Here is a 24,186-nt window from a genome sequence, read left to right as displayed (position 1 = left end):
TATGGCGGTTTTGGATTGTGACTTGATTTTGAGAGATTGCGCCCAATTATGAGATCCTGAAATACTGAAACGAGTTCAGCACTTACAAGTTCAGGATGACGCTAGCATCAAAGTGGTTCTGAGTAATTTTTATCAATTGCTGTGTTGAGGTTTTGTGGTTGAATTACTGCTTTTGAGCTGTTACCATTGTTGCTATATTTTACACTATTGAGCATCCAATTTTTTGCTGCAGCTTTCCAATTTTTCATTGGGGTCTTACCTCCTACTAACCATCCGTTGCTTGAAAAGTAATTGAAAAATTTATTGGCTTCGATTTCTGGAAAGTTTTGTTCCTGAAAGTATTTCATCACCTCTTCTAAAATTGGCACATTCCTTTTGTTTTTTTGGCGCAACTTTTTTTGTTTTGAAATCTCTACTAAATTTTCTAATTCTAAATTCCGTGATTGCTCTCCTTCTTTTAAACTTTTTATATTGTTTATACTGTTTGTATAGTTTATATAAGATACCTCTGCTTGTTCAGTAGTTGGTAAGTTACTTGTCTCCTGCTTGTCTTTTACTTGTTTATTAAATGATTTCTTTTTTGGCTTTAAGTTTTCTGAGAAATTAAACATATACACCATACTTCCCTTATAGGGATTGTATGAGGGTTCGTACCTCAAATATCCTAAAGCGTGTAAATTCTTTAAGCATTTATGATAAGTTGCTTTTGAACTGATTTTACTAATTCGCATTACTTCGTCTCTTGAAATACTGATGGGATTTCTGAATCGATTGCAGTTCCAAAATTGAAACAAGGCTATGTATAAACTAATATGTGTTGGGTTTAACGTATGATCGTTGATGACTTTATCAAAGAAACCAGTTAGGTGTTTTATATAATTCATGTTACTCATTTGATGTTGCTTTTACTTTGTTTTGTTCCATTACTTTTAGAATTTCTTCATAAGAGTAAAAAATGATTCCTCCTATTTTGGTATAGGTTAAGGTTCCGTTGATGCGTAAATTTTGTAATGTTCCAGGAGAAATTCTTAATAAGCTTTTTACTTCTGAAGACTTTAGCCACTTTTTAGGTTGTTCTTCTTTTTTACTAGTTTTTATCTCATCTACTAAAAAGTTTAGAGCGTTTAGTAAATCTAACTTTGTTACTTGTTGGTGTTTTAAGATGTCGAGGTTTTCGGTTTCTGGAAATAGTTTTTTTAAGTGCAGATACATATTGATTTGTTTTAAATTATTATACTACAAAACAAGACCAATTGTGTGTTTCCTATTCACAAGGTATACGTAAGGTGGGTGTTATTTTTTACCAAAAGCTTGTAAACTACTTTTACTATTGATAAAATATTTTAAAATGAAAGTCTGTTGATTTCTTTACCAAAAAGAGCTTTTAAAAAAAGCTGCTTTTTAAGCCAAAAACCACAGCTGACCCAAGTTGGGATTTACAAATCTTCTTCGTTTAATTTTTGATTGAGGTTGTCTGCTAAACGATTTATAAATTTTGTTCTGACTGTTTTGCGTAATTTGATGTCTTGGTAAATTCTGTAAATATTATCTTCTAGTTCTATATTAAAAATTTTGCCTATGTGTTTTGCCAACTCTTTTACATCTGTATTTCCGTTATTGATTAGTCTCGCATGTTTGAGTGCATAAATTAATTCGACTAAATCTATTTTGGAACCAGACCATGAATAATTTACAGGTTCTCTGAAATTTGTAGTTCCACTTTTCTGATCGATTTCATCTATTTTACGTTCTAGGTAGTTTGTGAGCATATCTGAACATATCAAATTTGCGACTTGATATTCATGAGATGTAGATATTTTTGAATCGAAATACAATTGCATTGGATGATCGCGAATGATATCTTTATAAGGCCTTCTGATAAAATAATGGTGATCGTTATACGTTGCTCTGGATCTGAAATATTCATAAAAATCAAAATTTTCTCTAGCCATTTGAGCAGCTTTGTTTAATGCTTTGAGATAGTGCTTTCGTTTTCCTTTTTTACTTGAAGGTAATGTAGATTCGATTTTTAAAACATGTTTGTAAAACAGTATTTTAGAAATTAAGGAAGGCTTTAATTCTTTGAAGAAATAAATCTCTTCTTTTTCAGATTCAAAGCGATATATTTTCAGCCATTTATTGAGCTTTTTTAATTTCTTTTCTAAAAATAAAATTATGTTTTGACTTGCTACAATAGGATTGCTTTCGGAATTTTTGAGTAATACAAAATCCCGCTCCAATTCTTGAAAGAATGGTGTGCAAAACGAATTCATAGCAATTAAAATGATATATTTTGAAAGCTACAATTTAAATCATTTTGTATAAAATCTATGAAATGAACACCTTAAAAAGTTATTAACAGACACTAAACTAGCCTATACCTTGACTTTTACCTAAAGTGTATGTATTGGCTAACTTTTGTTTTAAAATATTCATATCATGACTCACTTTTTTATCCAAAACCTTGGCATAGTGTTGCGTTGTTCTTAGATTTTTATGTCCGAGCATTTTGCTGACACTTTCTATGGGTACACCATTTGACAAAGTTACAGTTGTTGCAAATGTATGTCGTGCAATATGAAAGGTAAGTTCTTTATTGATTTCGCAAACAATCGCAATTTCTTTTAAATAGGCATTCATTTTTTGATTGCTAAAAATTGGTAGTAAAGAGTTATTGGCTATACATTTTGGATGCTCTTCATATTTATCAATCATCATTTGAGTGACTGGTAAAATTGGGATTTTTGATGCTGCTTCTGTTTTTTGACGGTGGGTGAAAATCCATTTATCGCCATCAATACCAATACTGATGTGCGACTTGGTTAGGTTTTTTACATCTATGTAAGCCAGCCCTGTGTAACAACTGAATAAGAAAATATCTCTTACTAAAGACAAACGTTCTGTTGAGAATTCTTTATCCATTAGTTTTTGAATTTCACCTTCTGTTAAATAGACACGCTCTACAGTTCTTACTTTAGATTTGTAATTGCTAAACGGGTTCCTGTCCATCCAATTATTGGCCAAACATATTTTAACGATTTTACCGAAATTCTTAATGTATTTTACTGCTGTATTGTTACTGCAGTTTCTGACTGATCTTAAATAGAATTCGTAATCTGTAATAAACGCATGATTGATTTTTAGAATATCGATATCCGATTCTTTAAACTTCCATTCTAAAAATTCTTTGGTGTGCTTTAATGATGTCTTATAACGTTCTAGTGTTCCTGGAGCATATTCTTTTCCTACTAGTTCTTCAATTCTTTTATTATGATCTTCGAAAATTGGAATTAACATTCGGCGTTTTGCTTCTTCTCCTAAAACTTTGCTTTTAAATAGTTTTGCAGAAATAGGAGTTTTCGAATGAATAAACTCCATTTGAATGTCGATGATCTTCGTTTTTAAGATATCAAGATGTTTATTTATTGAACGAGCTTCTGCAGATTGTCCTTTCATTTTACCTGCAGCTGAGGACCATTTAGCTGGATCAATGTATCTTCCCGTACTAAATTCAATTCGTTTTCCGTTGACTGTAATGCGTGTATAAATAACACATTGTCCTTTAGCATTTACTTTTGCTCTCTTTGGATAAAAGAGAATTGCTGTGATTGTTTTCATTTTGGTAACCTTTAAAATTCATATTAAATTTAAACTGACCCCTAATTCTACGCAAGATGTACGTTTTTTGAACTAGTTTTAGCCTTGTTTTTAATTTTGAAACCCTTACTATCAAAGGGCTAGCGAGAAATTCGGTGTCACTTGTATTAGTGATTTGCAAGTGACACCGAATTGGACACCTTTTATATACGATTTAATGAATTTTATGGGTTTTGTGGAAAAGCAAAAACCCTTTAAAACATAGGTTTTAAAGGGTTTTGATGATTTTTGAAAATCTATCAGCGGAGAAAGAGGGATTCGAACCCCCGGACCTGTTACAGTCAACAGTTTTCAAGACTGCCGCATTCGACCGCTCTGCCATTTCTCCAGTGCGTCTCATCAGGTTTTCCCTGAATGCGGATGCAAATATACAAAGCTTTTTTATTATCTGAAATAAAAAAATCATTATTTTTTCTAATTATTTGAGTATCTTAAAAACCAGAACACAAACATCTAAAAATCAATCTACAATCAAATTTTAAAGTTTTTAGAAATCGGTAGGAAACCTTTTAAAACTTCAATGTGTTTTCAATAGATTCGTATATTTGCTACTAAACAAAATGTAATTATGTCTTTTAACTCTTTTGGAAACTTATTAAAAGTAACAACTTACGGAGAATCTCACGGAACTGCTATTGGCGGCGTTATTGATGGATTTCCGGCAGGTTTAAAAATTGATTTTGATGCCATTCAAGAGGAATTAAATAGACGCAAACCTGGGCAATCTAAAATTGTTACGCAACGGAAAGAACCCGATACTGTTGAATTTTTATCTGGTGTTTTTGAAGGAAAAAGTACAGGAACTTCGATTGGTTTTATCATTAGAAATACCAATCAGAAAAGTAAAGATTACAATCATAACACCAACGTATACCGACCATCTCATGCAGATTATACCTATGACCAAAAATATGGTATTAGAGATTATAGAGGTGGTGGAAGAAGTTCTGCACGCGAAACGGCAAATTGGGTAGTTGCTGGGGCTTTGGCAAAACAATTAATTGCGAGTATCCAAATTAATGCTTTTACATCTTCTGTTGGCGATATTTTTATAGACAAACCGTATCAAGATTTAGATTTTTCTAAAACAGAAGAGAATATGGTTCGATGTCCAGATACAGCATCCGCAGAAAAAATGATTGCTAAAATAAAAGAAATCAGAAAAGCTGGAGATACTATTGGGGGAACCATAACGTGTGTTGCTCAAAATATGCCCGTTGGTTTGGGCGAGCCAATTTTTAATAAATTACATGCGGAATTAGGCAAAGCCATGCTTTCTATAAATGCTGTAAAAGGTTTTGAATTTGGAAGTGGATTTTGTGGTGCCAAAATGAAAGGTTCTGAACATAATGATATTTTTAACGAAGATGGCTCTACGAAATCAAACTTATCTGGCGGAATTCAAGGTGGCATTAGCAACGGCATGGATATTTATTTTAGAGTAGCCTTTAAACCTGTTGCCACCATTATGAGTTCGCAGCAAACGATTAATTCTGAAAATGAAGTAACAGAAATTACAGGAAAAGGACGTCATGACCCTTGTGTAGTGCCAAGAGCGGTGCCAATTGTTGAAGCAATGACTGCTTTAGTTTTGGCTGATTTTTATCTCATTCAAAAAACCAGAAAATATTAGTTAAGGAATCATGTATGAAGAAAATTTCTAACTTTTATTATCTTTTACTACTTTATTTGATAAGTAGTAGTGGTTGTTATGGACAATATTCTATATCCGGTGATCTGGGTGCTGACTATAAAAACAAGAAAATATATTTAAGTTTATTACAATATGATAACTTAACTACAATGCGCAAGGATCAAGTATTGTTTTCATCAGAAACAGACAGTGCAGGATATTTTAAATTTAACGGAAAATTGCTTTCTGAAGAAGATAAAATCTATAGAATTCATACAAACCTAAGCGAAAATAGTCTTGGCTTTGATTTTGCTTATACTCCTGAAGTTAAAAATTTTGAAAATTTTATTTTTTCTAACACAGACACAATAGTCTTTAAAAAATCTGGAGGAGTTTGGTTTTTAAATACCAAAAACACCAACCCAATTGATAAGGAATGGAAAGTTTATAAAAAAGTTGAAAGAGAATTAACCAATCAACTTGTTACCATTAAAAACACAGAGGTTAGAAAGCAGTCTGTTGAAAAGACATTAAAGGAATTGAAACAATATTCTATAGAAAATAAAGTTCACCCTTTACCAACCCTCTTAGTAATAAACGGCTTTACAGAAAGTGTTTTAAAAAAGGATTATGAAGCAAATGCTAACTTCTACATTAATTTATATGAAAGGTTGTTAAGAGTATATGGCAAAAACTCTTATACACTGAATTATGAAAATCAATTATCTAGATTTGCTATCACACCTACTAAAGAAAATTTAGTGTACCATAGAAGGCTTAATTATTTTTCTTTTTTTATTATTCTTATTCTATTAGGAAGTACTATTTATTTAATGCTTAGAATAAAAAAACTAAAAAAAACAACAGCTTCCTTAGCGTCTATAAATTTAACTCAGCAAGAACAAAAAGTTGCAGAATTAATACTAGAAGAAATGTCTAATAAAGAAATTGCTACAAAACTTTTCATTTCGTTAAGTACAGTTAAGACTCATGTTAGAAATCTTTACTCAAAGTTTGAAGTCAATAATAGAGCGGATTTTGCAGAGAAAATGAAAAATCAACCCGGGTACTAGTCCTCATTTCAACCCATATAAATTAAAAAAATACCTGGCATGGTTACTACTTTTGTGGAAACAAAAAATAGATATAACCATGAAAAAATTACTTTTAACAACTTTATTACTAAACTGTATTTTTAGCTTTTCTCAAGAAAATAAAACTATAAATCTAGAAGAGTTACGTAAACAACAAATCGAAAATCTTACTAAACCTGAACTTTGGGATATCAAAAGAATGAAAAATGACATTGATGCTAACATAAATAATGGGAACCCATTTCATTCTGGTGCTTTTCCAGTACCACATTACAGCTTATTAGGGGTTTACGGAGGTCTTGGACAAATTGGTAATACTATGGCCAGGTCCTTTTCTGATTATAAATTAATGGTTAAGGATAAAGAAATTGTATTTAACAGCATATTTCATGGAAAGAGTAAGTTCTACCCTGAAAAAAGTAGAAAACATGCTTTTTTTACAATTATAACCGTAATTGATACTGTTGCTGCTAATAATACTGCCATTAGCCCATTCCAACTTATTTCTAGAAATCATCCAGATTATGGTGGGCAAGGATCTATTCAAACAAAAAACAATAAAGTTGACTATGTAGCCTTTACAACTCCTGATAAAGGAAGTTTTGCAATAGTAAACATGAGGTTGTTTCATTTAGAATATGGTAACATTATCATCGTAACTCCTCAAAAAGATGGTTCGTTTCGTTCTATGCAAATAAAAGGCGATAAAGTTCCACAAAATGAATATTTTTCATATATAAAAAACAACGTTCTTAAACGTGATGATATCATAAAGTTTCTAACTGAAGATGGTGTAATTTAAAAATTAAAAAAGGGGATGATATATAACATCCCCTTTTTTCTTTAGCAATTAGAACTAGAAACGCTTAAATCCATTCAGTTTAAAAAAATCGGAGAATATTTATTTTATCATAAGTATTCTTAAAAATCAATAATTTATCTATCTTTAAAATTTAAAGAAGTTTATTGAATTCAGAGAGATTATTTTTTATTGATATTATTAGAGCTTTTGCCATTATAATGATGTTACAAGGGCATTTTATATATACGCTTTTAGATACTGGATATCGAGATTTAGAATCAATTCCGTATGCTGTTTGGAGTTATTTTAGAGGGATTACGGCACCAACTTTTTTTACTATTTCGGGATTAATTTTTACCTATTTATTATTGAAAGCCAAAGAAAAAGGAGAAGAAAAAAAAAGAATGCGAAAAGGAATCATTAGAGGATTCTTTTTAATTTTTGTAGGATATTTAATACGAATTCCATTTTTAGAATGGATTTTTGGAACTTTTGATATGTATTTTTTAGCGGTTGATGTGCTGCAATGTATCGGATTAAGTTTAATCTTTATTATTTTACTTTACTTTTTATCGGCAAAAAGAATACTACTTTTTTCATTCATTACCCTAATTTTAGGAACTTTTATCTTTGTTACAGAACCCTTATATCGGGGTGTAAACTTTGAAAATATTCCGCTTATTTTTCGCAATTATATTTCTAAAAGCAGTGGATCTATTTTTACTATTATTCCATGGTTTGGTTATGTTTCTTTCGGCGCTTTTTTAGCCACACAATTTTTTAACCATGTACATCAAAAATACTTTAAACCTATTGCCATAGGTTCTTTTATACTTATTGGCAGTATCTTAATTTTCCATTCTTCCTATATTTTATGTGAAATAGCCAAAGCAACCAACACCCAATTGTTTTTAGATGCCGCAAGTTACAACTACCTCTTTACAAGATTAGGCAATGTTTTGCTCTACTTTGCTTTCTTTTATGCGTTTGAAAACTACCTTAAATTTCCTTTGATTTTAAAAATTGGACAAAAAACATTGTCTATTTATGTAATTCACTTCATCTTGATCTATGGAAGTTTTACTGGTATTGGTTTAAAAATAATTGGCAAAACACTAACACCTTGGCAAGCTGTTTTTGGAGCATCGTTATTTATAACGTGTGTTTGTTTTATTTCATTTTACTATGTAAAAACGAATGCCTTTTTATATAAAAATTTAAGAGGTTTTATCGATAAACTCAGGGATAAAAGTGGTACTGGGTAAACCTTTAAAGTATGATAATAAACAACAAAAAAGCAGTTATAAAAAATACAACTGCTTTTTAAATAATCCAAAAAAAATGTTACTCACCTTGCCCTAAAGAGAAGCCTCTTTTTCCGTCAAACTCATATAAATTTTCGGTTTTTATAATCTGGAAACCTTCATTATGTAACGAAGATTGTAAGGCAATTATTTTTTCGAAATCTACTTGATTATACACTTTTTCTCCATCAATTTTAGCATTAATATCTACAAACCTGCATCTCCAATGATCTGTACAATAGGTTTCTTTCATGCCTTCTGGATATACTTTTACACCTCTATTGGTAATCATTTTTAACTTCAAATTAAAAGCCTCAATATTACATAAAGCATCACCAATAATATTGGCATCAGTTCCTTTCCAATTGATAAATATATCCACACCCACTAAAACTTGCTTTTGATTTTTTCTTTTATAAGTTGGTATTACAATTTCACCATTTCCTGCTGCTAAATTACTGATTGGCAAAGTTGTTGGTTGGTTTCCTAAATTTTCGATAACCTTAGCCGCAAATTCACTTGTAGAAACCAATTCTTTTGAAATTGCTTCTTGAAATACATCTGCTGTATGATACCCTTTCTCTAAAGTAGTTAACCAAGCATTTTTGATGGTGTCTGCAATTTTAGTTTTCCCCACATGAGACAACATCATCACTGCCGCATTTAACAATCCTGAAGGATTTGCTATTTTTTTACCGGCAATATCCGGTGCAGAACCATGAATTGCTTCAAACATGGCTACATTTGTTCCGATGTTTGCAGAACCTGCCATCCCCACAGAACCTGCAATTTCTGCAGCGATATCAGAAATAATATCACCATATAAATTAGAGGTTACAATCACATCATAATTTTTAGGATTCGCAGCCAAACGAGCAGATCCTATATCAATTATTTGAGAATTACTTTCAATATTTGGATATTCTGCTGCAATTTCTTTGAAAACAGTATGAAATAAACCATCAGTTAATTTCATAATGTTGTCTTTTACCATACAAGTTACCTTCTTTCTTCCGTAAGCTTGTGCATACTCAAAAGCATATCTTACGATCTTTTCGCAACCTGGTCTCGTAATTAATTTTAAACATTGTACAACATCTTGCGTTTGTTGATGCTCTATACCGGCATATAAATCTTCTTCGTTTTCTCTTACAATCACAACATCCATTCCTGCAAAATTCGTTTCCACATAAGGTGCATATGCCGTTACAGGACGCACATTTGCAAACAAACCTAAAGATTTACGCAAGGTTACATTTAAACTTTTATACCCTTTTCCTTGCGGTGTTGTAATGGGTGCTTTTAAAATGATTTTATTTCTATTGATGGTTTCCCACGCACTTTTTTCTATTCCCGCAGAATTGCCCGATACATATACTTTTTCGCCAATTTCAATTTTTTCAGCTTTAATATTTGCTCCTGCAGCTTCTAAAATTCGTAAAGTGGCCGTCATAATTTCTGGACCAATTCCATCGCCATAGGCTACAGCAACTTTAGTAACGTTATTTTTAATTGTACTTACTTCTTTTTGTTTTATTTGTGTTGTATTCATCTTATTGTTTTTTGATGGCGCAAAGATCAAAAAAATTAAGCATCCTTTTTTATTTATGTTTTTTATGATTTACATAAATAATATTAATGATATTCTTTTAGGGCATAAAAAAAAGCGAAACTTTCATTTCACTTTCTATTTTTAAGCTTTACCTGTAGGCCCAAAGTTCATAGGAATTGGTGGTTGTTCGTAATCTTTTATTTCTCCATTTTGTAGTTCAAACTTTCGAACGTTATCTGCTAATGCTTTTGATAATCTTTTAGCATGTTGCGGGGTTAAAATAATTCTCGACTTTACTTTTGCTTTAGGTACTCCTGGCATAATATTGATAAAATCAACAATAAATTCTGATACAGAATGATTAATAATTGCTAAATTAGAATAGGTTCCTTCCGCAATTTCCTGATCTAGTTCTATATTTAACTGACCGTCTTTGTTTTGATTTTCTTCCATCATTAAAATTTTTATTTGTTTACTCCTATAAAGGCTTAAAGGTATTAAAAAAAAAGTTGAATTGAATACTGAAATTAACTTTCAGCAAACAATTCAACTTTTAAATCTATAAACGATTTTATGTTATTTAGAAACCTTGTTCCATTTCATCCTTAGATCCAACGATGATATTTTCGTAAGATCTCATACCTGTACCTGCCGGAATTCTCTTACCAACAATTACATTTTCTTTTAAACCTTCTAAAGTATCAATTTTACCACTTACGGCAGCCTCATTTAAAACTTTTGTAGTTTCTTGGAAAGAAGCTGCAGAAATAAACGATTTTGTTTGTAATGATGCTCTGGTAATACCCTGTAAAACTTGCTCTGCGGTTGCTGGTTTTGCATCTCTAGCCTCCACCAGGTTGTTATCATTTCTTCTCAATAAAGAATTTTCATCTCTTAATTGACGAGCAGAAATAATTTGACCTTCTTTTAAGTTTTCAGAATCTCCAGCATTTTCGACCACTTTCATTCCGTAAATAGCATCGTTATCTTGGATAAAGTCAGCTTTATGAATTAATTGATTCTCTAAAAATAAGGTATCTCCAGAATCAATAATTTTAACTTTACGCATCATTTGACGCACTACAACTTCAAAATGCTTGTCATTAATTTTTACACCTTGTAAACGATATACCTCTTGTATTTCATTTACCAAGTATTGTTGCACTGCCGATGGTCCTTTAATTCTTAAAATATCTGAAGGAGTTGTTGCTCCATCTGATAAAGGCATTCCCGCTTTTATAAAGTCATTTTCTTGCACTAAAATCTGATTAGAAAGTTTTACTAAATACTTGCTAATATCTCCTGTTTTAGATTCTACGATAATTTCTCTATTACCACGTTTAATTTTACCGAAAGAAACTACACCATCAATTTCTGAAACCACAGATGGATTCGAAGGATTACGTGCTTCAAACAATTCAGTTACCCTTGGTAAACCTCCAGTAATATCTCCTGCTTTCCCAGATTTTCTTGGTATTTTAACCAATGTATGACCAGATTCAACCATCTGTCCATCATCAATCATTAAATGTGCCCCTACAGGTAAACTATAAGAACGCAAAGCATTACCGTCTTTATCTTCAATAATTAAAGAAGCAATAATTTTCTTATTTTTAGAATCGGTCATTACTTTCTCTTGGAAACCTGTTTGCTCATCTACTTCTACAGAGTAATTAATACCTTGCTGTAAATTATCAAACTTCACTTTTCCTGCGAATTCAGAAACAATTACACCGTTAAATGGATCCCATTGAACAATAGCGTCTCCTTTTTTAATGGTCTTTCTTTCTTTATCAAAAATAATAGAACCGTAAGGAATAATGTTTGTACTTTGAATAATGCCTGTTTTCTTATCTATAATTTTAATTTCTGCAGTTCTAGAAATTACAATATCTGTGATGTTACCATCGCTATCTTTACCTTCTACTGTTCGTAGATCTTCGATTACAACGTTTCCATCAAATTTTGCAATTAACTTATTCTCTTCAGAAATGTTACCAGCAACCCCACCAACGTGGAATGTACGTAATGTTAACTGCGTTCCTGGTTCTCCAATAGATTGTGCTGCAATGACACCAACTGCTTCACCAATTTGTACTTTGTTACGAGTTGATAAGCTTAAACCATAACATTTTGCACAAATACCTTTGGTAGATTCACATGTTAAAGCAGATCTTACCTCAACACTATCAATTCCTGATTTTTGAACAGCATCCGCTAATTTAGAAGTAATCGATTGATTTGCTTCTAAAAGAAGTTCATCTGTTAATGGGTGATATACATTTTGTAAAGAAATTCTACCTTCAATTCTATCTGATAAAGATTCTACAATCTCATCATTTTTCTTCAATGGTGCAACGTCTAAACCTCTTAAAGTACCACAATCTTCTTCGTTAACAATAACGTCTTGAGAAACATCCACCAATCTACGTGTTAAATAACCCGCATCTGCCGTTTTTAAAGCGGTATCTGCTAATCCTTTACGCGCACCGTGTGTAGAGATAAAGTATTCAAGAATTGACAATCCTTCCTTAAAGTTAGAAAGAATTGGGTTCTCGATAATTTCTCCACCTCCAGCGGTAGATTTTTTAGGCTTTGCCATTAATCCACGCATCCCTGTTAACTGACGAATTTGCTCTTTAGATCCCCTTGCTCCAGAATCTAACATCATATACACTGAGTTAAATCCTTGTTGATCTTCACGCAAATTCTTCATAGATAATTCAGTTAATCTGTTGTTGGTAGAACCCCAAACATCAATTACCTGATTGTAACGCTCTTTTTGCGTTAACATACCCATATTATAATTTCCTACAATGATATCTACTTCTGCATTCGCAGTATCAATCATTGATTGTTTTTCTTTCGGAATAATAATATCTCCTAATGAGAACGATAAACCACCTTGAAAGGCAAATTTATATCCCATATTTTTTATTTCATCTAAGAAAGCTCCTGTTGTAGGAATATCTGTAGCTTTTAAAATTCCACCGATAATTCCACGCAAGTTCTTTTTAGTTAAAACTTCATTAATATAACCTGCAGCAGGAGGAACAACTTCATTAAATAAAACTCTACCCACGGTAGTTTTTATAATTTTGGTTACGATTTCTCCTTCTTCATTTAAATCTTGAGTTCTTACTCTTATACCAGCGTTTAAGTCAACCATTTCTTCGTTAAAAGCAATGGTTACTTCTTCTGGTGAATAGAAAGTTAAACCTTCTCCTTTAATTGGAACTTCTGGAGTAGAAATTCTTTCTTTGGTCATGTAATATAAACCCAGTACCATATCCTGAGAAGGAACTGTTACGGGCGCACCATTTGCAGGATTTAAAATACTATGAGAAGCTAACATTAATATTTGTGCTTCTAAAATAGCTTCTGGTCCTAATGGTAAGTGAACCGCCATTTGATCTCCATCAAAATCGGCATTAAAGGCAGTACACACCAATGGGTGTAATTGTATTGCTTTCCCTTCAATTAATTTTGGTTGAAATGCTTGTATACCAAGTCTGTGTAACGTAGGAGCCCTGTTTAATAAAACCGGATGTCCTTTAATTACGTTTTCTAAAATATCCCAAACAACGGGTTCTTTTCTATCAATTATTTTCTTTGCAGATTTAACGGTCTTTACAATTCCTCTTTCAATTAGTTTTCTAATTACAAAAGGCTTATAAAGTTCCGCTGCCATATCTTTTGGGATACCACATTCTGATAATTTTAATTCTGGCCCAACAACAATTACCGAACGTGCCGAATAATCTACACGTTTTCCTAATAAATTCTGACGGAAACGTCCTTGCTTACCTTTTAAGGAATCTGATAACGATTTTAAAGGTCTGTTAGATTCGGTTTTTACTGCGGATGATTTACGTGTGTTATCAAATAAAGAATCTACGGATTCTTGCAACATACGTTTTTCATTACGCAAAATAACTTCAGGAGCTTTTATCTCCACCAATCTTTTTAAACGATTGTTTCTGATGATAACTCTTCGATATAAATCATTTAAATCTGAAGTTGCAAAACGACCACCATCTAAAGGAACTAAAGGACGCAATTCTGGCGGAATTACTGGAACAGCCTTCATAATCATCCACTCTGGTTTATTCTCTCTATTTTTTTGAGAGTCTCTAAATGCTTCAACAACATTTAAACGCTTTAAAGCTTCCGTTTTACGTTGTTTAGAAGTTTCTGTATTTGCTTTGTGTCTTAATTCAAAAGATAACGAATCTAAATCGATGCGTGCTAATAAATCAATTAAACACTCTGCTCCCATTTTAGCGATAAACTTGTTTGGGTCTGTATCTTCTAAATATTGATTTTCTTGTGGAATTTCATCCACAATATCTAAATATTCTTCTTCAGTTAAGAAATCCATTTTTTGCAATGGCTCTCCTTCTACATTCTTTGCAATACCAGGTTGAATTACTACGTATCTTTCATAGTAAATAATCATGTCTAACTTTTTAGATGGTAATCCTAAAAGGTATCCCATTTTGTTAGGCAATGATCTAAAGTACCAAATATGAGCCACAGGAACCACTAAATTAATGTGCCCTACTCGATCTCTACGTACTTTCTTCTCGGTAACTTCTACACCACATCGATCACAAACGATCCCTTTGTAGCGAATTCTTTTATACTTTCCACAAGCACATTCGTAATCCTTTACAGGACCAAAAATACGCTCACAAAATAAACCATCTCTTTCTGGTTTGTGCGTACGGTAATTTATAGTTTCTGGTTTTAAAACTTCACCTTTAGAAATCTCTAGAATTGCTTCTGGTGATGATAAACCAATCGATATTTTGTTAAACTTTTTTACAGTGTACTTTTCTTGTTTTCTTGCCATGTCTTTTAATAAGTATTCAGTTGGCAGTATTCAGTTTTCAGTAACATAATGCTACTGAAAACTGGTTACTGAAAAAATTTATTCTTCTAATCTAACGTCTAAGCCTAAACCTTTCAGTTCATGCATTAATACATTAAATGATTCTGGTAAACCTGGCTCTGGCATTGCCTCACCTTTTACAATACTTTCATATGTTTTAGCTCTACCCATCACATCATCAGATTTTACAGTTAAGATTTCTCTTAAGATACTTGATGCTCCATATGCTTCAAGTGCCCAAACTTCCATCTCTCCAAAACGTTGACCACCAAACTGCGCTTTACCACCTAAGGGTTGTTGCGTAATTAATGAGTACGGACCAATAGAACGCGCGTGCATTTTATCTTCAATCATGTGCCCTAACTTAATCATATAAATTATACCTACCGTTGCTGGTTGATCAAAACGTTTTCCTGTTCCACCATCATATAAATATGTATGTCCAAATCTAGGCACACCTGCATCATCAGTAATATCATTAATCTGGTCTAAAGAAGCTCCATCAAAAATTGGTGTAGCATATTTAGTTCCTAATTTTTGACCTGCCCAACCTAGAACTGTTTCATAAATTTGACCGATGTTCATACGAGAAGGCACCCCTAAAGGATTTAATACAATATCAACTGGAGTTCCGTCTTCTAAGAAAGGCATATCTTCAGCTCTTACAATACGAGCCACAATACCTTTGTTACCATGACGTCCCGCCATTTTATCACCTACTTTTAACTTACGTTTCTTGGCAATATAAATTTTAGCTAATTTTAAAATACCCGCTGGCAATTCGTCACCCACAGAGATTGTAAATTTTTGGCGACGCAATGAACCTTGTAAATCATTTACTTTGATTTTATAGTTGTGAACTAATTCACCAACCAAATCATTTAAATCTTTATCAGTTGTCCAAGAACCGGTTAAATGTATATAATCATCAACTGAATTTAACATTTTAAGAGTATACTTTTTACCTTTTGGCAAAACTTCTTCTCCTAAATCATTAAATACACCTTGAGAAGTTTTTCCACTAATTAAAGTAAAAAGCTTATCGATCAGTTCGTCTTTAAGGCTTTCAAATTTACTCACAAAAGAAGCTTCTAAAGTAGCTACCGCTTCTTTATCTCTTAGTCTTTTGTTTTTATCTTTTACAGCTCTTCTAAATAATTTTTTATCAATTACGACACCTCTTAATGATGGAGAAGCTTTTAGTGATGCATCTTTTACATCTCCCGCTTTATCACCAAAAATAGCCCGTAATAATTTTTCTTCTGGAGTTGGATCAGATTCTCCTTTTGGTGTAATTTTACCAATTAAGATATCACCAGGATTAACTTCTGCCCCAATTCTAATCATTCCATTTTCATCTAAATCTTTAGTAGCTTCTTCAGAAACGTTCGGAATATCATTCGTTAACTCTTCAGTTCCTAATTTTGTATCTCTAACATCTAAAGAATACTCATCTATATGAATGGATGTAAATATATCTTCGCGAACAACTTTTTCTGAAATTACAATTGCATCCTCAAAATTATACCCTTTCCAAGGCATAAAGGCCACTTTCATATTTCTACCTAAAGCTAATTCTCCTTTTTGTGTTGCATACCCTTCACAAAGAACCTGTCCTTCATTAACTCTATCTCCTTTTTCGACAATTGGCTTTAAGTTAATAGAAGTACCTTGATTGGTTTTTCTGAATTTAATTAAATTATAAGAAACTTCATCAGAATCAAAACTAACCATTTTTTCTTCCTCAGTTCTATCATATCTAATGGTAATCTTGTTCGCATCTACATAAGTAACGACACCAGCTCCCTCTGCATTTATTAAGATTCTAGAATCTTTTGCAACTCTACGTTCTAATCCAGTTCCTACAATTGGAGATTCTGGTCGCAATAATGGTACTGCTTGACGCATCATGTTAGATCCCATCAATGCACGGTTGGCATCATCATGTTCCAAGAAAGGAATTAAAGAAGCCGAAATAGAGGCAATTTGGTTCGGAGCTACATCCATCAAATTTATTTTGTCTGGCGTAACCACCGGGAAATCTCCCTCTTCACGAGCAATAACTCTATCTAGAATGATAGAACCATCTTCATTTAACTCTAAATTAGATTGGGCAGTTTTCATGCCTTCCTCTTCCTCAGCACTTAAATATACAGGTTCATCTGTAGAAACGATTCCATTTTCAACCCTTCTATATGGAGTTTCAATAAATCCTAAATTATTCACCTTTGCAAAAACTGCTAATGAAGAAATTAGTCCAATATTGGGTCCTTCCGGAGTTTCAATAGGACATAAACGTCCATAATGTGTATAGTGAACATCACGAACCTCAAACCCTGCTCTTTCTCTAGATAAACCTCCAGGTCCAAGTGCAGACAATCTACGTTTATGTGTAATCTCTGCTAATGGATTTGTTTGATCCATAAATTGAGATAACTGGTTTGTTCCGAAAAAGGAATTAATTACCGATGATAATGTTTTTGCATTAATCAAATCAATAGGCGTAAACACCTCATTATCACGCACATTCATACGTTCACGAATTGTTCTAGCCATACGTGCTAAACCAACACCAAATTGACCTGCTAATTGCTCACCAACCGTTCTAACACGCCTATTTGATAAATGATCAATATCATCTACCTCGGCTTTAGAATTAATTAATTCAATTAAATATTTAATAATCGTAATGATATCTAACTTCGTTAATACCTTCTGATCTATTGGTTCGTTTAATTGAAGCTTGGTATTCATTCTAAAACGACCTACTTCACCTAAATTATATCGTTGTTCAGAGAAGAATAACTTATCTATAATACCTCTTGCAGTTTCTTCATCTGGCGGTTCTGCATTACGTAATTGTCTATAAATATGTTCTACTGCTTCTTTTTCTGAATTGGTAGGATCTTTTTGTAGTGTGTTATGAATAATAGCATAATCTGCCATGTCGTTGTCTACTTTGTGAAGTAAAACCGCCTTAGCACCTGCCTCTATTATTTCATCAATATGTTCTTTTTCTAAAACAGTATCACGATCTAAAATGATCTCGTTTCTTTCAATAGATACCACTTCTCCTGTATCTTCATCTACAAAATCTTCAAACCAAGTTTTTAAAACTCTAGCTGCTAATTTTCTACCTAATACTTTTTTCAATCCAGCTTTAGAAACTTTTACCTCTTCTGCAAGATCAAAAATTTCTAAAATATCTTTATCTCTCTCAAAACCAATGGCTCTGAATAACGTTGTTACGGGTAATTTTTTCTTTCTATCAATATAAGCATACATTACTTGATTGATATCGGTAGCAAACTCTATCCAAGATCCTTTAAAAGGAATTACTCTTGCCGAGTATAATTTTGTACCGTTTGCGTGGAAAGATTGCCCAAAAAACACACCTGGTGATCTGTGTAATTGAGAAACGACCACACGTTCTGCACCATTAATGACAAAGGTACCAGAATTTGTCATGTATGGAATTGTACCAAGATACACATCTTGCACAATAGTTTCGAAATCTTCGTGTTCCGGGTCTGTACAATATAGTTTTAGTCGCGCTTTTAAAGGAACGCTGTGTGTAAGACCTCTTTCAATACATTCTTGAATTGAATATCTTGGTGGATCTACAAAGTAATCTAAAAATTCTAATACAAATTGATTTCTTGTATCGGTAATTGGAAAGTTATCCATGAAGGTTTTATACAAACCTTCTTCACCTCTTTCTTCTGCCTTAGTTTGAAGTTGGAAAAAATCTTGAAAAGATTTTACCTGAATATCCAAAAAGTCTGGATATTCCTTAATCATTTGAGAAGTGGCGAAATTGATTCTTTCAGTAGTGTTTTTCGTTGCCAAAAGAGAATATTTTTTTGATTAAAATCTGAATTAAAATAAAGAACGAATATATACACAAAATGGTTTAGGACTAAAAACATATGTTTTTAGTACCTAAACCTAAATTTGTTGTCCTGCTGTGCCTAAACACCGTCAGGATAGAAAGCTTACTTTAGCTCTACTTCCGCTCCAGCATCTTCTAAAGATTTCTTAAGACCTTCCGCCTCATCTTTAGAGATTCCTTCTTTTACGGCTGCAGGAGCGCTATCTACGATACCTTTAGCTTCTTTTAATCCTAAACCAGTTAATTCTTTAACTAATTTTACTACTGCAAGTTTAGAACCACCTGCTGCTGTTAAGATTACATCGAATTCAGTTTGCTCTTCTACTTCTTCACCTGCCGCTGCTGGTCCTGCTACTGCTACTGCTGCAGCTGCTGGTTCGATACCATATTCATCTTTTAATATAGTAGCTAATTCATTAACTTCTTTTACTGTTAAGTTAACTAATTGCTCTGCGAAATCTTTTAAATCTGCCATTTAATTTGTTTTTAAAAATTGTATTTATTATAGTTTATTTGTGCGCGTAATTATTTTTCAGATAATGTTTTGATAAGACCTGAAAGTGTTTGACCACCCGATTGTAATGCTGAAATAACATTTTTCGCTGGTGATTGTAGTAATCCAATAATATCTCCGATTAACTCTTCTCTAGACTTAATGTCTACTAAAGCATCTAATTGATCATCTCCAATATAGATAGACTCTTCTGCAAAAGCACCTTTTAATAAAGGCTTTTTTGATTTTTTTCTAAAATCTTTGATCAATTTAGCAGGAGCATTTGCAGCTTCAGCAATCATCATCGAAGTATTCCCTTTTAATACTGTTGGAAGATCACCAAAATCTTTGTCTGATGCTTCCATTGCTTTTGCAAGTAATGTATTTTTTACAACCGATAACTGAACACCCGCTTTAAAACAAGCTCTACGTAAGTTAGAAGTTGTTTGCGCATTTAGTCCAGAAATATCTGCTAAATATAACGTGTTTGTGTCTGCTAATACTGCTGTTAAATCTTGTATTACTTGTGATTTCTCTTCTCTAGTCATAATTATAAGTTTTAACGTATTAAACAGTTTTTACATCAAGAGCAATACTAGGACTCATAGTACTAGACATAAAAACGCTTTTTACATACGTTCCTTTTGCTGTTGTTGGTTTCAATTTAATGATTGTTTGTATTAATTCGTTTGCGTTTTCTTCAATTTTCTTTGCATCAAAAGATACTTTTCCAATTGCCGCATGAACGATACCTGTTTTATCAACTTTAAAATCGATTTTACCAGCCTTTACATCTTGAACAGCTTTTGCAACATCCATTGTTACAGTACCTGTTTTTGGGTTTGGCATTAAACCTCTAGGACCTAAAATTCTTCCTAAGGGACCTAACTTACCCATTACACTAGGCATTGTAATAATTACATCTACATCTGTCCATCCTCCTTTAATTTTCTGAAGATATTCATCCAAACCTACATAATCTGCACCTGCTTCTGTAGCTTCTGCCTCCTTATCTGGAGTAACTAGTGCTAAAACTTTTACATCTTTACCCGTTCCATGAGGTAATGTTACCACACCACGAACCATTTGATTTGCTTTACGTGGGTCTACTCCTAAACGAATTGATAAATCTACTGATGCATCAAACTTTACGTTAGTAATCTCTTTGACTAGCTCTGAAGCCGCTGCTAAATCATAAGATTGAGAACGATCTAGTTTTGCGTGCGATTCTTTTTGCTTTTTTGTTAATTTTGCCATTTTGCTACTTTTTATAAAGCTTATGCTGGTGCATCACCTTTAACTGTTAAACCCATAGAACGTGCTGTACCTGCAATCATACGCATTGCTGAAGAAATTTCAAAGGCATTTAAATCTACCATTTTATCTTCTGCAATTACTTTAATTTGATCCCAAGTAACCGATGCTACTTTCTTTCTGTTTGGTTCACCTGAACCCTTTTTAATTTTGGCTACCTCTAGTAACTGAACTGCTGCAGGAGGAGTCTTTACAATAAAATCGAATGATTTATCTTTGAAAACAGTAATAACAACAGGTAAAACTTTACCTTGTTTGTCTTGCGTTCTTGCATTGAACTGTTTACAGAACTCCATAATGTTAACACCAGCAGCACCCAAAGCAGGTCCAACCGGCGGCGATGGATTCGCTGCGCCTCCCTTTACTTGTAACTTAACTACTTTACTAACTTCTTTTGCCATTTTAAAAATGTTTAATGATGATTTGATTTTATTTGGAAGCTAAAAACAAATCGTTCTATATATTTGTGTAACAATTATATCTTTTCTACTTGCATATAACTTAATTCTAATGGTGTTTTTCTTCCGAAAATCTTTACCATCACTTCAAGTTTACGCTTTTCTTCGTTTACTTTTTCTATGGTTCCGTCAAATCCATTAAAAGGACCATCTACAACTTTAACAGTTTCCCCTATATTAAAAGGAATTGCCATATTTTCATCTTGTATAGAAAGCTCATCGACCTTACCTAACATTCTATTTACTTCAGACTTACGCATCGGTACAGGTTCCCCACCTTTTACTTCACCCAAAAAACCTATAACACCTGTTATCCCTTTAATTACGTGCGGTACTTCTCCTGAAAGATTCGCTTCAATCATAATATAACCAGGAAAAAAGGCTCTTTCTCTGTTTACTTTTTTTCCATTTCTAATTTGCACTACTTTTTCAGTAGGCACAATTACCTGACTCACGTAATCTGATAAGCCTACTCTAGAAATTTCTGTTTCTATGTATGCTTTTACTTTATTTTCTTGTCCTCCAATGGCTCTAACAACATACCATTTCATTACTGAATCAGTTGCCATTATTAATTGGATTTAAACATTTCGAAAAAATTATCTAACCCAGATTGAAAAACATAGTCTATACCAGCTACTGCCAATGCAAACAGAATTGTAAATACAGCTACAGTTACAGTTGTTTTTTGAGCATCTTCTTTTGAGATCCACGTCATGTGGTTGCTTAACTCGTCAAAAGAATCTTTGATATATTGTATAAATTTCATTTTTCTTTTATGTTTTATTGCACGGGCGGAGAGATTCGAACTCCCGACAGCTGGTTTTGGAGACCAGTGCTCTACCGCTGAACTACGCCCGTATTTTATTCATTGATAAAGGTATTCCGTTAAAAACGGAATACCTTTTATTTATTTTATTAATAAACTAATGACTTATTAGTCTAATAATTCAGTTACTTGACCTGCACCTACAGTTCTACCACCTTCACGGATTGCAAAACGTAAACCAACATTTAAGGCAATTGCTTGATGTAAATCTACAGTGATTGTTAAGTTGTCTCCTGGCATTACCATTTCAACACCTGCTGGTAAATTAATAGTACCTGTTACATCTGTAGTTCTTACATAGAACTGCGGACGATAGTTGTTATGGAATGGAGTATGACGACCACCTTCTTCTTTTTTAAGAACATAAACCTCAGCTTTAAACTTAGCGTGTGGTGTTACAGAACCTGGCTTACAGATTACCATACCTCTTTTAATATCTTCTTTTGCAATACCTCTTAATAAGATTCCTGCATTATCTCCTGCTTCACCTCTATTTAAGATTTGACGGAACATTTCAATACCAGTAATAGTAGAAACTAATTTCTCAGCACCCATACCAATAATATCTACTGCATCTCCTGTATTCGCAATACCTGTTTCGATACGACCTGTAGCAACAGTTCCACGACCAGTGATAGAAAATACATCTTCAACTGGCATTAAGAAAGTTTTATCAATTTCTCTTAAAGGCTCTTCAATCCAATCATCTACAGCAGCCATTAATTCTAAAACGGTATCAACCCATTTTTGCTCTCCGTTCAATGCACCTAAAGCTGAACCAGCAATTACAGGTCCATTATCTCCATCATATTCATAGAAAGAAAGTAATTCTCTTACTTCCATATCAACTAATTCGATTAATTCTTCATCATCAACCATATCCACTTTATTCATGAATACTACTATACGAGGAATACCTACTTGGCGTCCTAAAAGGATATGTTCGCGAGTTTGTGGCATTGGTCCGTCTGTTGCAGCAACAACTAAAATTGCTCCATCCATTTGAGCAGCACCCGTAACCATGTTCTTTACGTAATCCGCGTGACCTGGACAGTCAACGTGTGCGTAATGACGATTTGCTGTTTGATACTCAACGTGAGAAGTGTTAATTGTAATACCTCTTTCTTTTTCTTCTGGAGCGTTATCAATCTGATCAAAAGATCTAGCTTCAGAGAATCCTGCATCAGCTAATACTTTAGTAATAGCCGCAGTTAAAGTTGTTTTACCGTGATCTACGTGTCCGATAGTACCAATGTTTAAGTGTGGTTTCGAACGGTCAAAAGTTCCTTTTGCCATAATTATTGATTTTAATTCTTAGTTTAAATATATTTAGTGTCTAATTAATACGTTTTTAATGAGCCAGCGATGGGATTTGAACCCACGACCTCATCCCTACCAAGGATGCGCTCTACCGACTGAGCTACACCGGCTTACTGATTATTTATAAAGGAATACTAAAAATAACTTAAGCATGCCTTACGTAAATTTATCAACTTGCCTTTTGTTTTGCATTAAAGTAACGTTCTTATGCCACGAAACTTATATTTAAAACAAAAACTCTTAGAGCGAAAGACCGGGTTCGAACCGGCGACATTCAGCTTGGAAGGCTGACGCTCTACCAACTGAGCTACTTTCGCAATATGTAAATTTGTGGGGAGAGCAGGATTCGAACCTGCGAAGACGTAGTCAACGGAGTTACAGTCCGTCCTCGTTGGCCGCTTGAGTATCTCCCCTTAAATTTACTATTTCAATGAACTATATTTTTTGCTTTTGAGCCGATGGAGGGACTCGAACCCACGACCTGCTGATTACAAATCAGCTGCTCTAGCCAGCTGAGCTACATCGGCTTTCTGCTGCAAAAAAACAACCCGCTATTTCTAACGGATTGCAAATGTATAAAGTTTTTTTATATTCTAAAACTTTTTATAATTATTTTTTTACTTTTTTTTTACTTTTTATGAAATAAGAGAATCTCGAAGCTTTTCTTTTGACTTTTTTAATTGTCTTTTTAAATTGTCTACCGCAGTGTTAATACCTTCTTCAAAGGTTTTTGTTTCTCTTTTTACAATCAACTCGTTACCTGGAATATTTATTTTTACTTCGGTGATTTTATTTTCCTTATCACTTGTTTTTTGAACTTTTAAAAACACCTCTGCATCAACAATTTTATCATGATACTTTACTAATGCACCAACTTTGTTCTCTACAAAGGCTACTAACTCTTTGTCTGCGTTGAAATTAACTGACTGTGTGAATACTTTCAT

At 33.1% G+C, this 24,186-nt stretch carries 20 protein-coding genes and 6 tRNA genes; 4 read left to right on the top strand and 22 right to left on the bottom strand.

The window, feature by feature from the left end; translation table 11 throughout:
- Positions 1-107: 107 nt before the first annotated feature.
- The 5 genes from K8354_RS03215 to K8354_RS03195 all read right to left on the bottom strand — a co-directional run bounded on the left by K8354_RS03215 (position 108) and on the right by K8354_RS03195 (position 3,985).
- Positions 108-884, bottom strand: coding sequence for a transcriptional regulator (locus tag K8354_RS03215; RefSeq protein ID WP_053975382.1), 777 nt, complete (start codon positions 882-884; stop codon positions 108-110).
- Position 885: 1 nt separating this feature from the next.
- A complete protein-coding gene (locus K8354_RS03210) occupies positions 886-1,212 on the bottom strand; it encodes a helix-turn-helix domain-containing protein (RefSeq protein ID WP_081817027.1) in 327 nt (108 codons plus the stop codon).
- A gap of 224 nt (positions 1,213-1,436) precedes the next feature.
- On the bottom strand, positions 1,437-2,273 hold the full coding sequence (locus K8354_RS03205) for an RteC domain-containing protein (protein WP_223445334.1): 837 nt from the start codon (positions 2,271-2,273) through the stop codon (positions 1,437-1,439).
- Between the two features lie 97 nt (positions 2,274-2,370).
- Complete coding sequence (locus tag K8354_RS03200) at positions 2,371-3,618, bottom strand: site-specific integrase (protein WP_053975189.1); 1,248 nt, start codon at positions 3,616-3,618, stop codon at positions 2,371-2,373.
- 282 nt (positions 3,619-3,900) lie between these two features.
- Positions 3,901-3,985: transfer RNA gene (locus K8354_RS03195), tRNA-Ser, on the bottom strand.
- 240 nt (positions 3,986-4,225) lie between these two features.
- Between K8354_RS03195 and aroC the strand changes: the two genes are divergently transcribed.
- The 4 genes from aroC (at position 4,226) to K8354_RS03175 (ending at position 8,451) form a co-directional block, all read left to right on the top strand.
- Entirely contained in the window at positions 4,226-5,290 is a 1,065-nt protein-coding gene (gene aroC / locus K8354_RS03190) for a chorismate synthase (protein ID WP_223445333.1), read from the top strand.
- 14 nt (positions 5,291-5,304) lie between these two features.
- The gene (locus tag K8354_RS03185) at positions 5,305-6,363 is read left to right on the top strand and encodes a response regulator transcription factor (RefSeq protein WP_223445332.1); all 1,059 of its coding nucleotides are present in this window, start codon (positions 5,305-5,307) and stop codon (positions 6,361-6,363) included.
- Between the two features lie 79 nt (positions 6,364-6,442).
- Complete coding sequence (locus K8354_RS03180; protein WP_223445331.1) at positions 6,443-7,186, top strand: hypothetical protein; 744 nt, start codon at positions 6,443-6,445, stop codon at positions 7,184-7,186.
- A 164-nt stretch (positions 7,187-7,350) separates the two neighbouring features.
- Positions 7,351-8,451: a heparan-alpha-glucosaminide N-acetyltransferase domain-containing protein gene (locus tag K8354_RS03175; protein ID WP_223445330.1), complete on the top strand. Its 1,101-nt coding sequence runs from the start codon at positions 7,351-7,353 to the stop codon at positions 8,449-8,451.
- Between the two features lie 79 nt (positions 8,452-8,530).
- On the opposite strand, the gene K8354_RS03170 is transcribed toward K8354_RS03175, so the two are convergent.
- The 17 genes from K8354_RS03170 to hpf form a co-directional block, all read right to left on the bottom strand.
- Positions 8,531-10,042 carry an NADP-dependent isocitrate dehydrogenase gene (locus K8354_RS03170; RefSeq protein ID WP_223445329.1) on the bottom strand — a complete coding sequence of 504 codons (1,512 nt, stop codon included), beginning with the start codon at positions 10,040-10,042 and terminating at the stop codon, positions 8,531-8,533.
- A 141-nt stretch (positions 10,043-10,183) separates the two neighbouring features.
- The gene (locus K8354_RS03165; RefSeq protein WP_223445328.1) at positions 10,184-10,495 is read right to left on the bottom strand and encodes a DUF3467 domain-containing protein; all 312 of its coding nucleotides are present in this window, start codon (positions 10,493-10,495) and stop codon (positions 10,184-10,186) included.
- Positions 10,496-10,622: 127 nt separating this feature from the next.
- Positions 10,623-14,897 carry a DNA-directed RNA polymerase subunit beta' gene (rpoC, locus tag K8354_RS03160; RefSeq protein WP_223445327.1) on the bottom strand — a complete coding sequence of 1,425 codons (4,275 nt, stop codon included), beginning with the start codon at positions 14,895-14,897 and terminating at the stop codon, positions 10,623-10,625.
- 78 nt (positions 14,898-14,975) lie between these two features.
- A complete protein-coding gene (gene rpoB / locus K8354_RS03155; RefSeq protein ID WP_223445325.1) occupies positions 14,976-18,785 on the bottom strand; it encodes a DNA-directed RNA polymerase subunit beta in 3,810 nt (1,269 codons plus the stop codon).
- Between the two features lie 146 nt (positions 18,786-18,931).
- Positions 18,932-19,303 carry a 50S ribosomal protein L7/L12 gene (gene rplL, locus K8354_RS03150; RefSeq protein ID WP_223445323.1) on the bottom strand — a complete coding sequence of 124 codons (372 nt, stop codon included), beginning with the start codon at positions 19,301-19,303 and terminating at the stop codon, positions 18,932-18,934.
- Between the two features lie 50 nt (positions 19,304-19,353).
- A complete protein-coding gene (rplJ, locus tag K8354_RS03145) occupies positions 19,354-19,869 on the bottom strand; it encodes a 50S ribosomal protein L10 (protein WP_223445321.1) in 516 nt (171 codons plus the stop codon).
- A 19-nt stretch (positions 19,870-19,888) separates the two neighbouring features.
- Positions 19,889-20,578 carry a 50S ribosomal protein L1 gene (gene rplA, locus K8354_RS03140; protein WP_223445319.1) on the bottom strand — a complete coding sequence of 230 codons (690 nt, stop codon included), beginning with the start codon at positions 20,576-20,578 and terminating at the stop codon, positions 19,889-19,891.
- Between the two features lie 20 nt (positions 20,579-20,598).
- Positions 20,599-21,036 carry a 50S ribosomal protein L11 gene (gene rplK, locus K8354_RS03135; RefSeq protein ID WP_223445317.1) on the bottom strand — a complete coding sequence of 146 codons (438 nt, stop codon included), beginning with the start codon at positions 21,034-21,036 and terminating at the stop codon, positions 20,599-20,601.
- Between the two features lie 74 nt (positions 21,037-21,110).
- Positions 21,111-21,662, bottom strand: a complete 552-nt coding sequence (gene nusG, locus K8354_RS03130; protein ID WP_223445315.1) for a transcription termination/antitermination protein NusG — start codon at positions 21,660-21,662, stop codon at positions 21,111-21,113.
- A 2-nt stretch (positions 21,663-21,664) separates the two neighbouring features.
- Entirely contained in the window at positions 21,665-21,862 is a 198-nt protein-coding gene (gene secE / locus K8354_RS03125) for a preprotein translocase subunit SecE (RefSeq protein WP_223445313.1), read from the bottom strand.
- A gap of 20 nt (positions 21,863-21,882) precedes the next feature.
- Positions 21,883-21,954 (bottom strand) — tRNA-Trp (locus tag K8354_RS03120).
- A 76-nt stretch (positions 21,955-22,030) separates the two neighbouring features.
- Entirely contained in the window at positions 22,031-23,218 is a 1,188-nt protein-coding gene (gene tuf / locus K8354_RS03115) for an elongation factor Tu (protein ID WP_223445311.1), read from the bottom strand.
- Positions 23,219-23,279: 61 nt separating this feature from the next.
- Positions 23,280-23,352 (bottom strand) — tRNA-Thr (locus K8354_RS03110).
- A 134-nt stretch (positions 23,353-23,486) separates the two neighbouring features.
- A tRNA-Gly gene (locus K8354_RS03105) sits at positions 23,487-23,559 on the bottom strand.
- Positions 23,560-23,573: 14 nt separating this feature from the next.
- A tRNA-Tyr gene (locus K8354_RS03100) sits at positions 23,574-23,655 on the bottom strand.
- A gap of 40 nt (positions 23,656-23,695) precedes the next feature.
- Positions 23,696-23,769: transfer RNA gene (locus tag K8354_RS03095), tRNA-Thr, on the bottom strand.
- Positions 23,770-23,877: 108 nt separating this feature from the next.
- On the bottom strand, positions 23,878-24,186 hold the full coding sequence (hpf, locus tag K8354_RS03090; RefSeq protein WP_223445309.1) for a ribosome hibernation-promoting factor, HPF/YfiA family: 309 nt from the start codon (positions 24,184-24,186) through the stop codon (positions 23,878-23,880).

It is taken from the genome of Polaribacter litorisediminis (assembly GCF_019968605.1).
Lineage (GTDB): Bacteria > Bacteroidota > Bacteroidia > Flavobacteriales > Flavobacteriaceae > Polaribacter > Polaribacter litorisediminis.
The sequence above is the reverse complement of the archived record's forward strand: the minus strand, read 5'-3'. Positions and strand labels throughout refer to the sequence as shown.

Coding starts and splice junctions, on each gene's coding strand:
- K8354_RS03185 (WP_223445332.1), top strand. CDS start 5,305: ATGAAGAAAATTTCTAACTTTTATTATCTTTTACTACTTTATTTGATA.
- K8354_RS03165 (WP_223445328.1), bottom strand. CDS start 10,495: ATGGAAGAAAATCAAAACAAAGACGGTCAGTTAAATATAGAACTAGAT.
- secE (WP_223445313.1), bottom strand. CDS start 21,862: ATGAAATTTATACAATATATCAAAGATTCTTTTGACGAGTTAAGCAAC.
- rplL (WP_223445323.1), bottom strand. CDS start 19,303: ATGGCAGATTTAAAAGATTTCGCAGAGCAATTAGTTAACTTAACAGTA.
- aroC (WP_223445333.1), top strand. CDS start 4,226: ATGTCTTTTAACTCTTTTGGAAACTTATTAAAAGTAACAACTTACGGA.
- hpf (WP_223445309.1), bottom strand. CDS start 24,186: ATGAAAGTATTCACACAGTCAGTTAATTTCAACGCAGACAAAGAGTTA.
- rplK (WP_223445317.1), bottom strand. CDS start 21,036: ATGGCAAAAGAAGTTAGTAAAGTAGTTAAGTTACAAGTAAAGGGAGGC.
- K8354_RS03170 (WP_223445329.1), bottom strand. CDS start 10,042: ATGAATACAACACAAATAAAACAAAAAGAAGTAAGTACAATTAAAAAT.
- K8354_RS03180 (WP_223445331.1), top strand. CDS start 6,443: ATGAAAAAATTACTTTTAACAACTTTATTACTAAACTGTATTTTTAGC.
- rpoC (WP_223445327.1), bottom strand. CDS start 14,897: ATGGCAAGAAAACAAGAAAAGTACACTGTAAAAAAGTTTAACAAAATA.
- nusG (WP_223445315.1), bottom strand. CDS start 21,662: ATGGCAACTGATTCAGTAATGAAATGGTATGTTGTTAGAGCCATTGGA.
- K8354_RS03210 (WP_081817027.1), bottom strand. CDS start 1,212: ATGTATCTGCACTTAAAAAAACTATTTCCAGAAACCGAAAACCTCGAC.
- rplJ (WP_223445321.1), bottom strand. CDS start 19,869: ATGACTAGAGAAGAGAAATCACAAGTAATACAAGATTTAACAGCAGTA.
- K8354_RS03200 (WP_053975189.1), bottom strand. CDS start 3,618: ATGAAAACAATCACAGCAATTCTCTTTTATCCAAAGAGAGCAAAAGTA.
- K8354_RS03215 (WP_053975382.1), bottom strand. CDS start 884: ATGAATTATATAAAACACCTAACTGGTTTCTTTGATAAAGTCATCAAC.
- rplA (WP_223445319.1), bottom strand. CDS start 20,578: ATGGCAAAATTAACAAAAAAGCAAAAAGAATCGCACGCAAAACTAGAT.
- K8354_RS03205 (WP_223445334.1), bottom strand. CDS start 2,273: ATGAATTCGTTTTGCACACCATTCTTTCAAGAATTGGAGCGGGATTTT.
- tuf (WP_223445311.1), bottom strand. CDS start 23,218: ATGGCAAAAGGAACTTTTGACCGTTCGAAACCACACTTAAACATTGGT.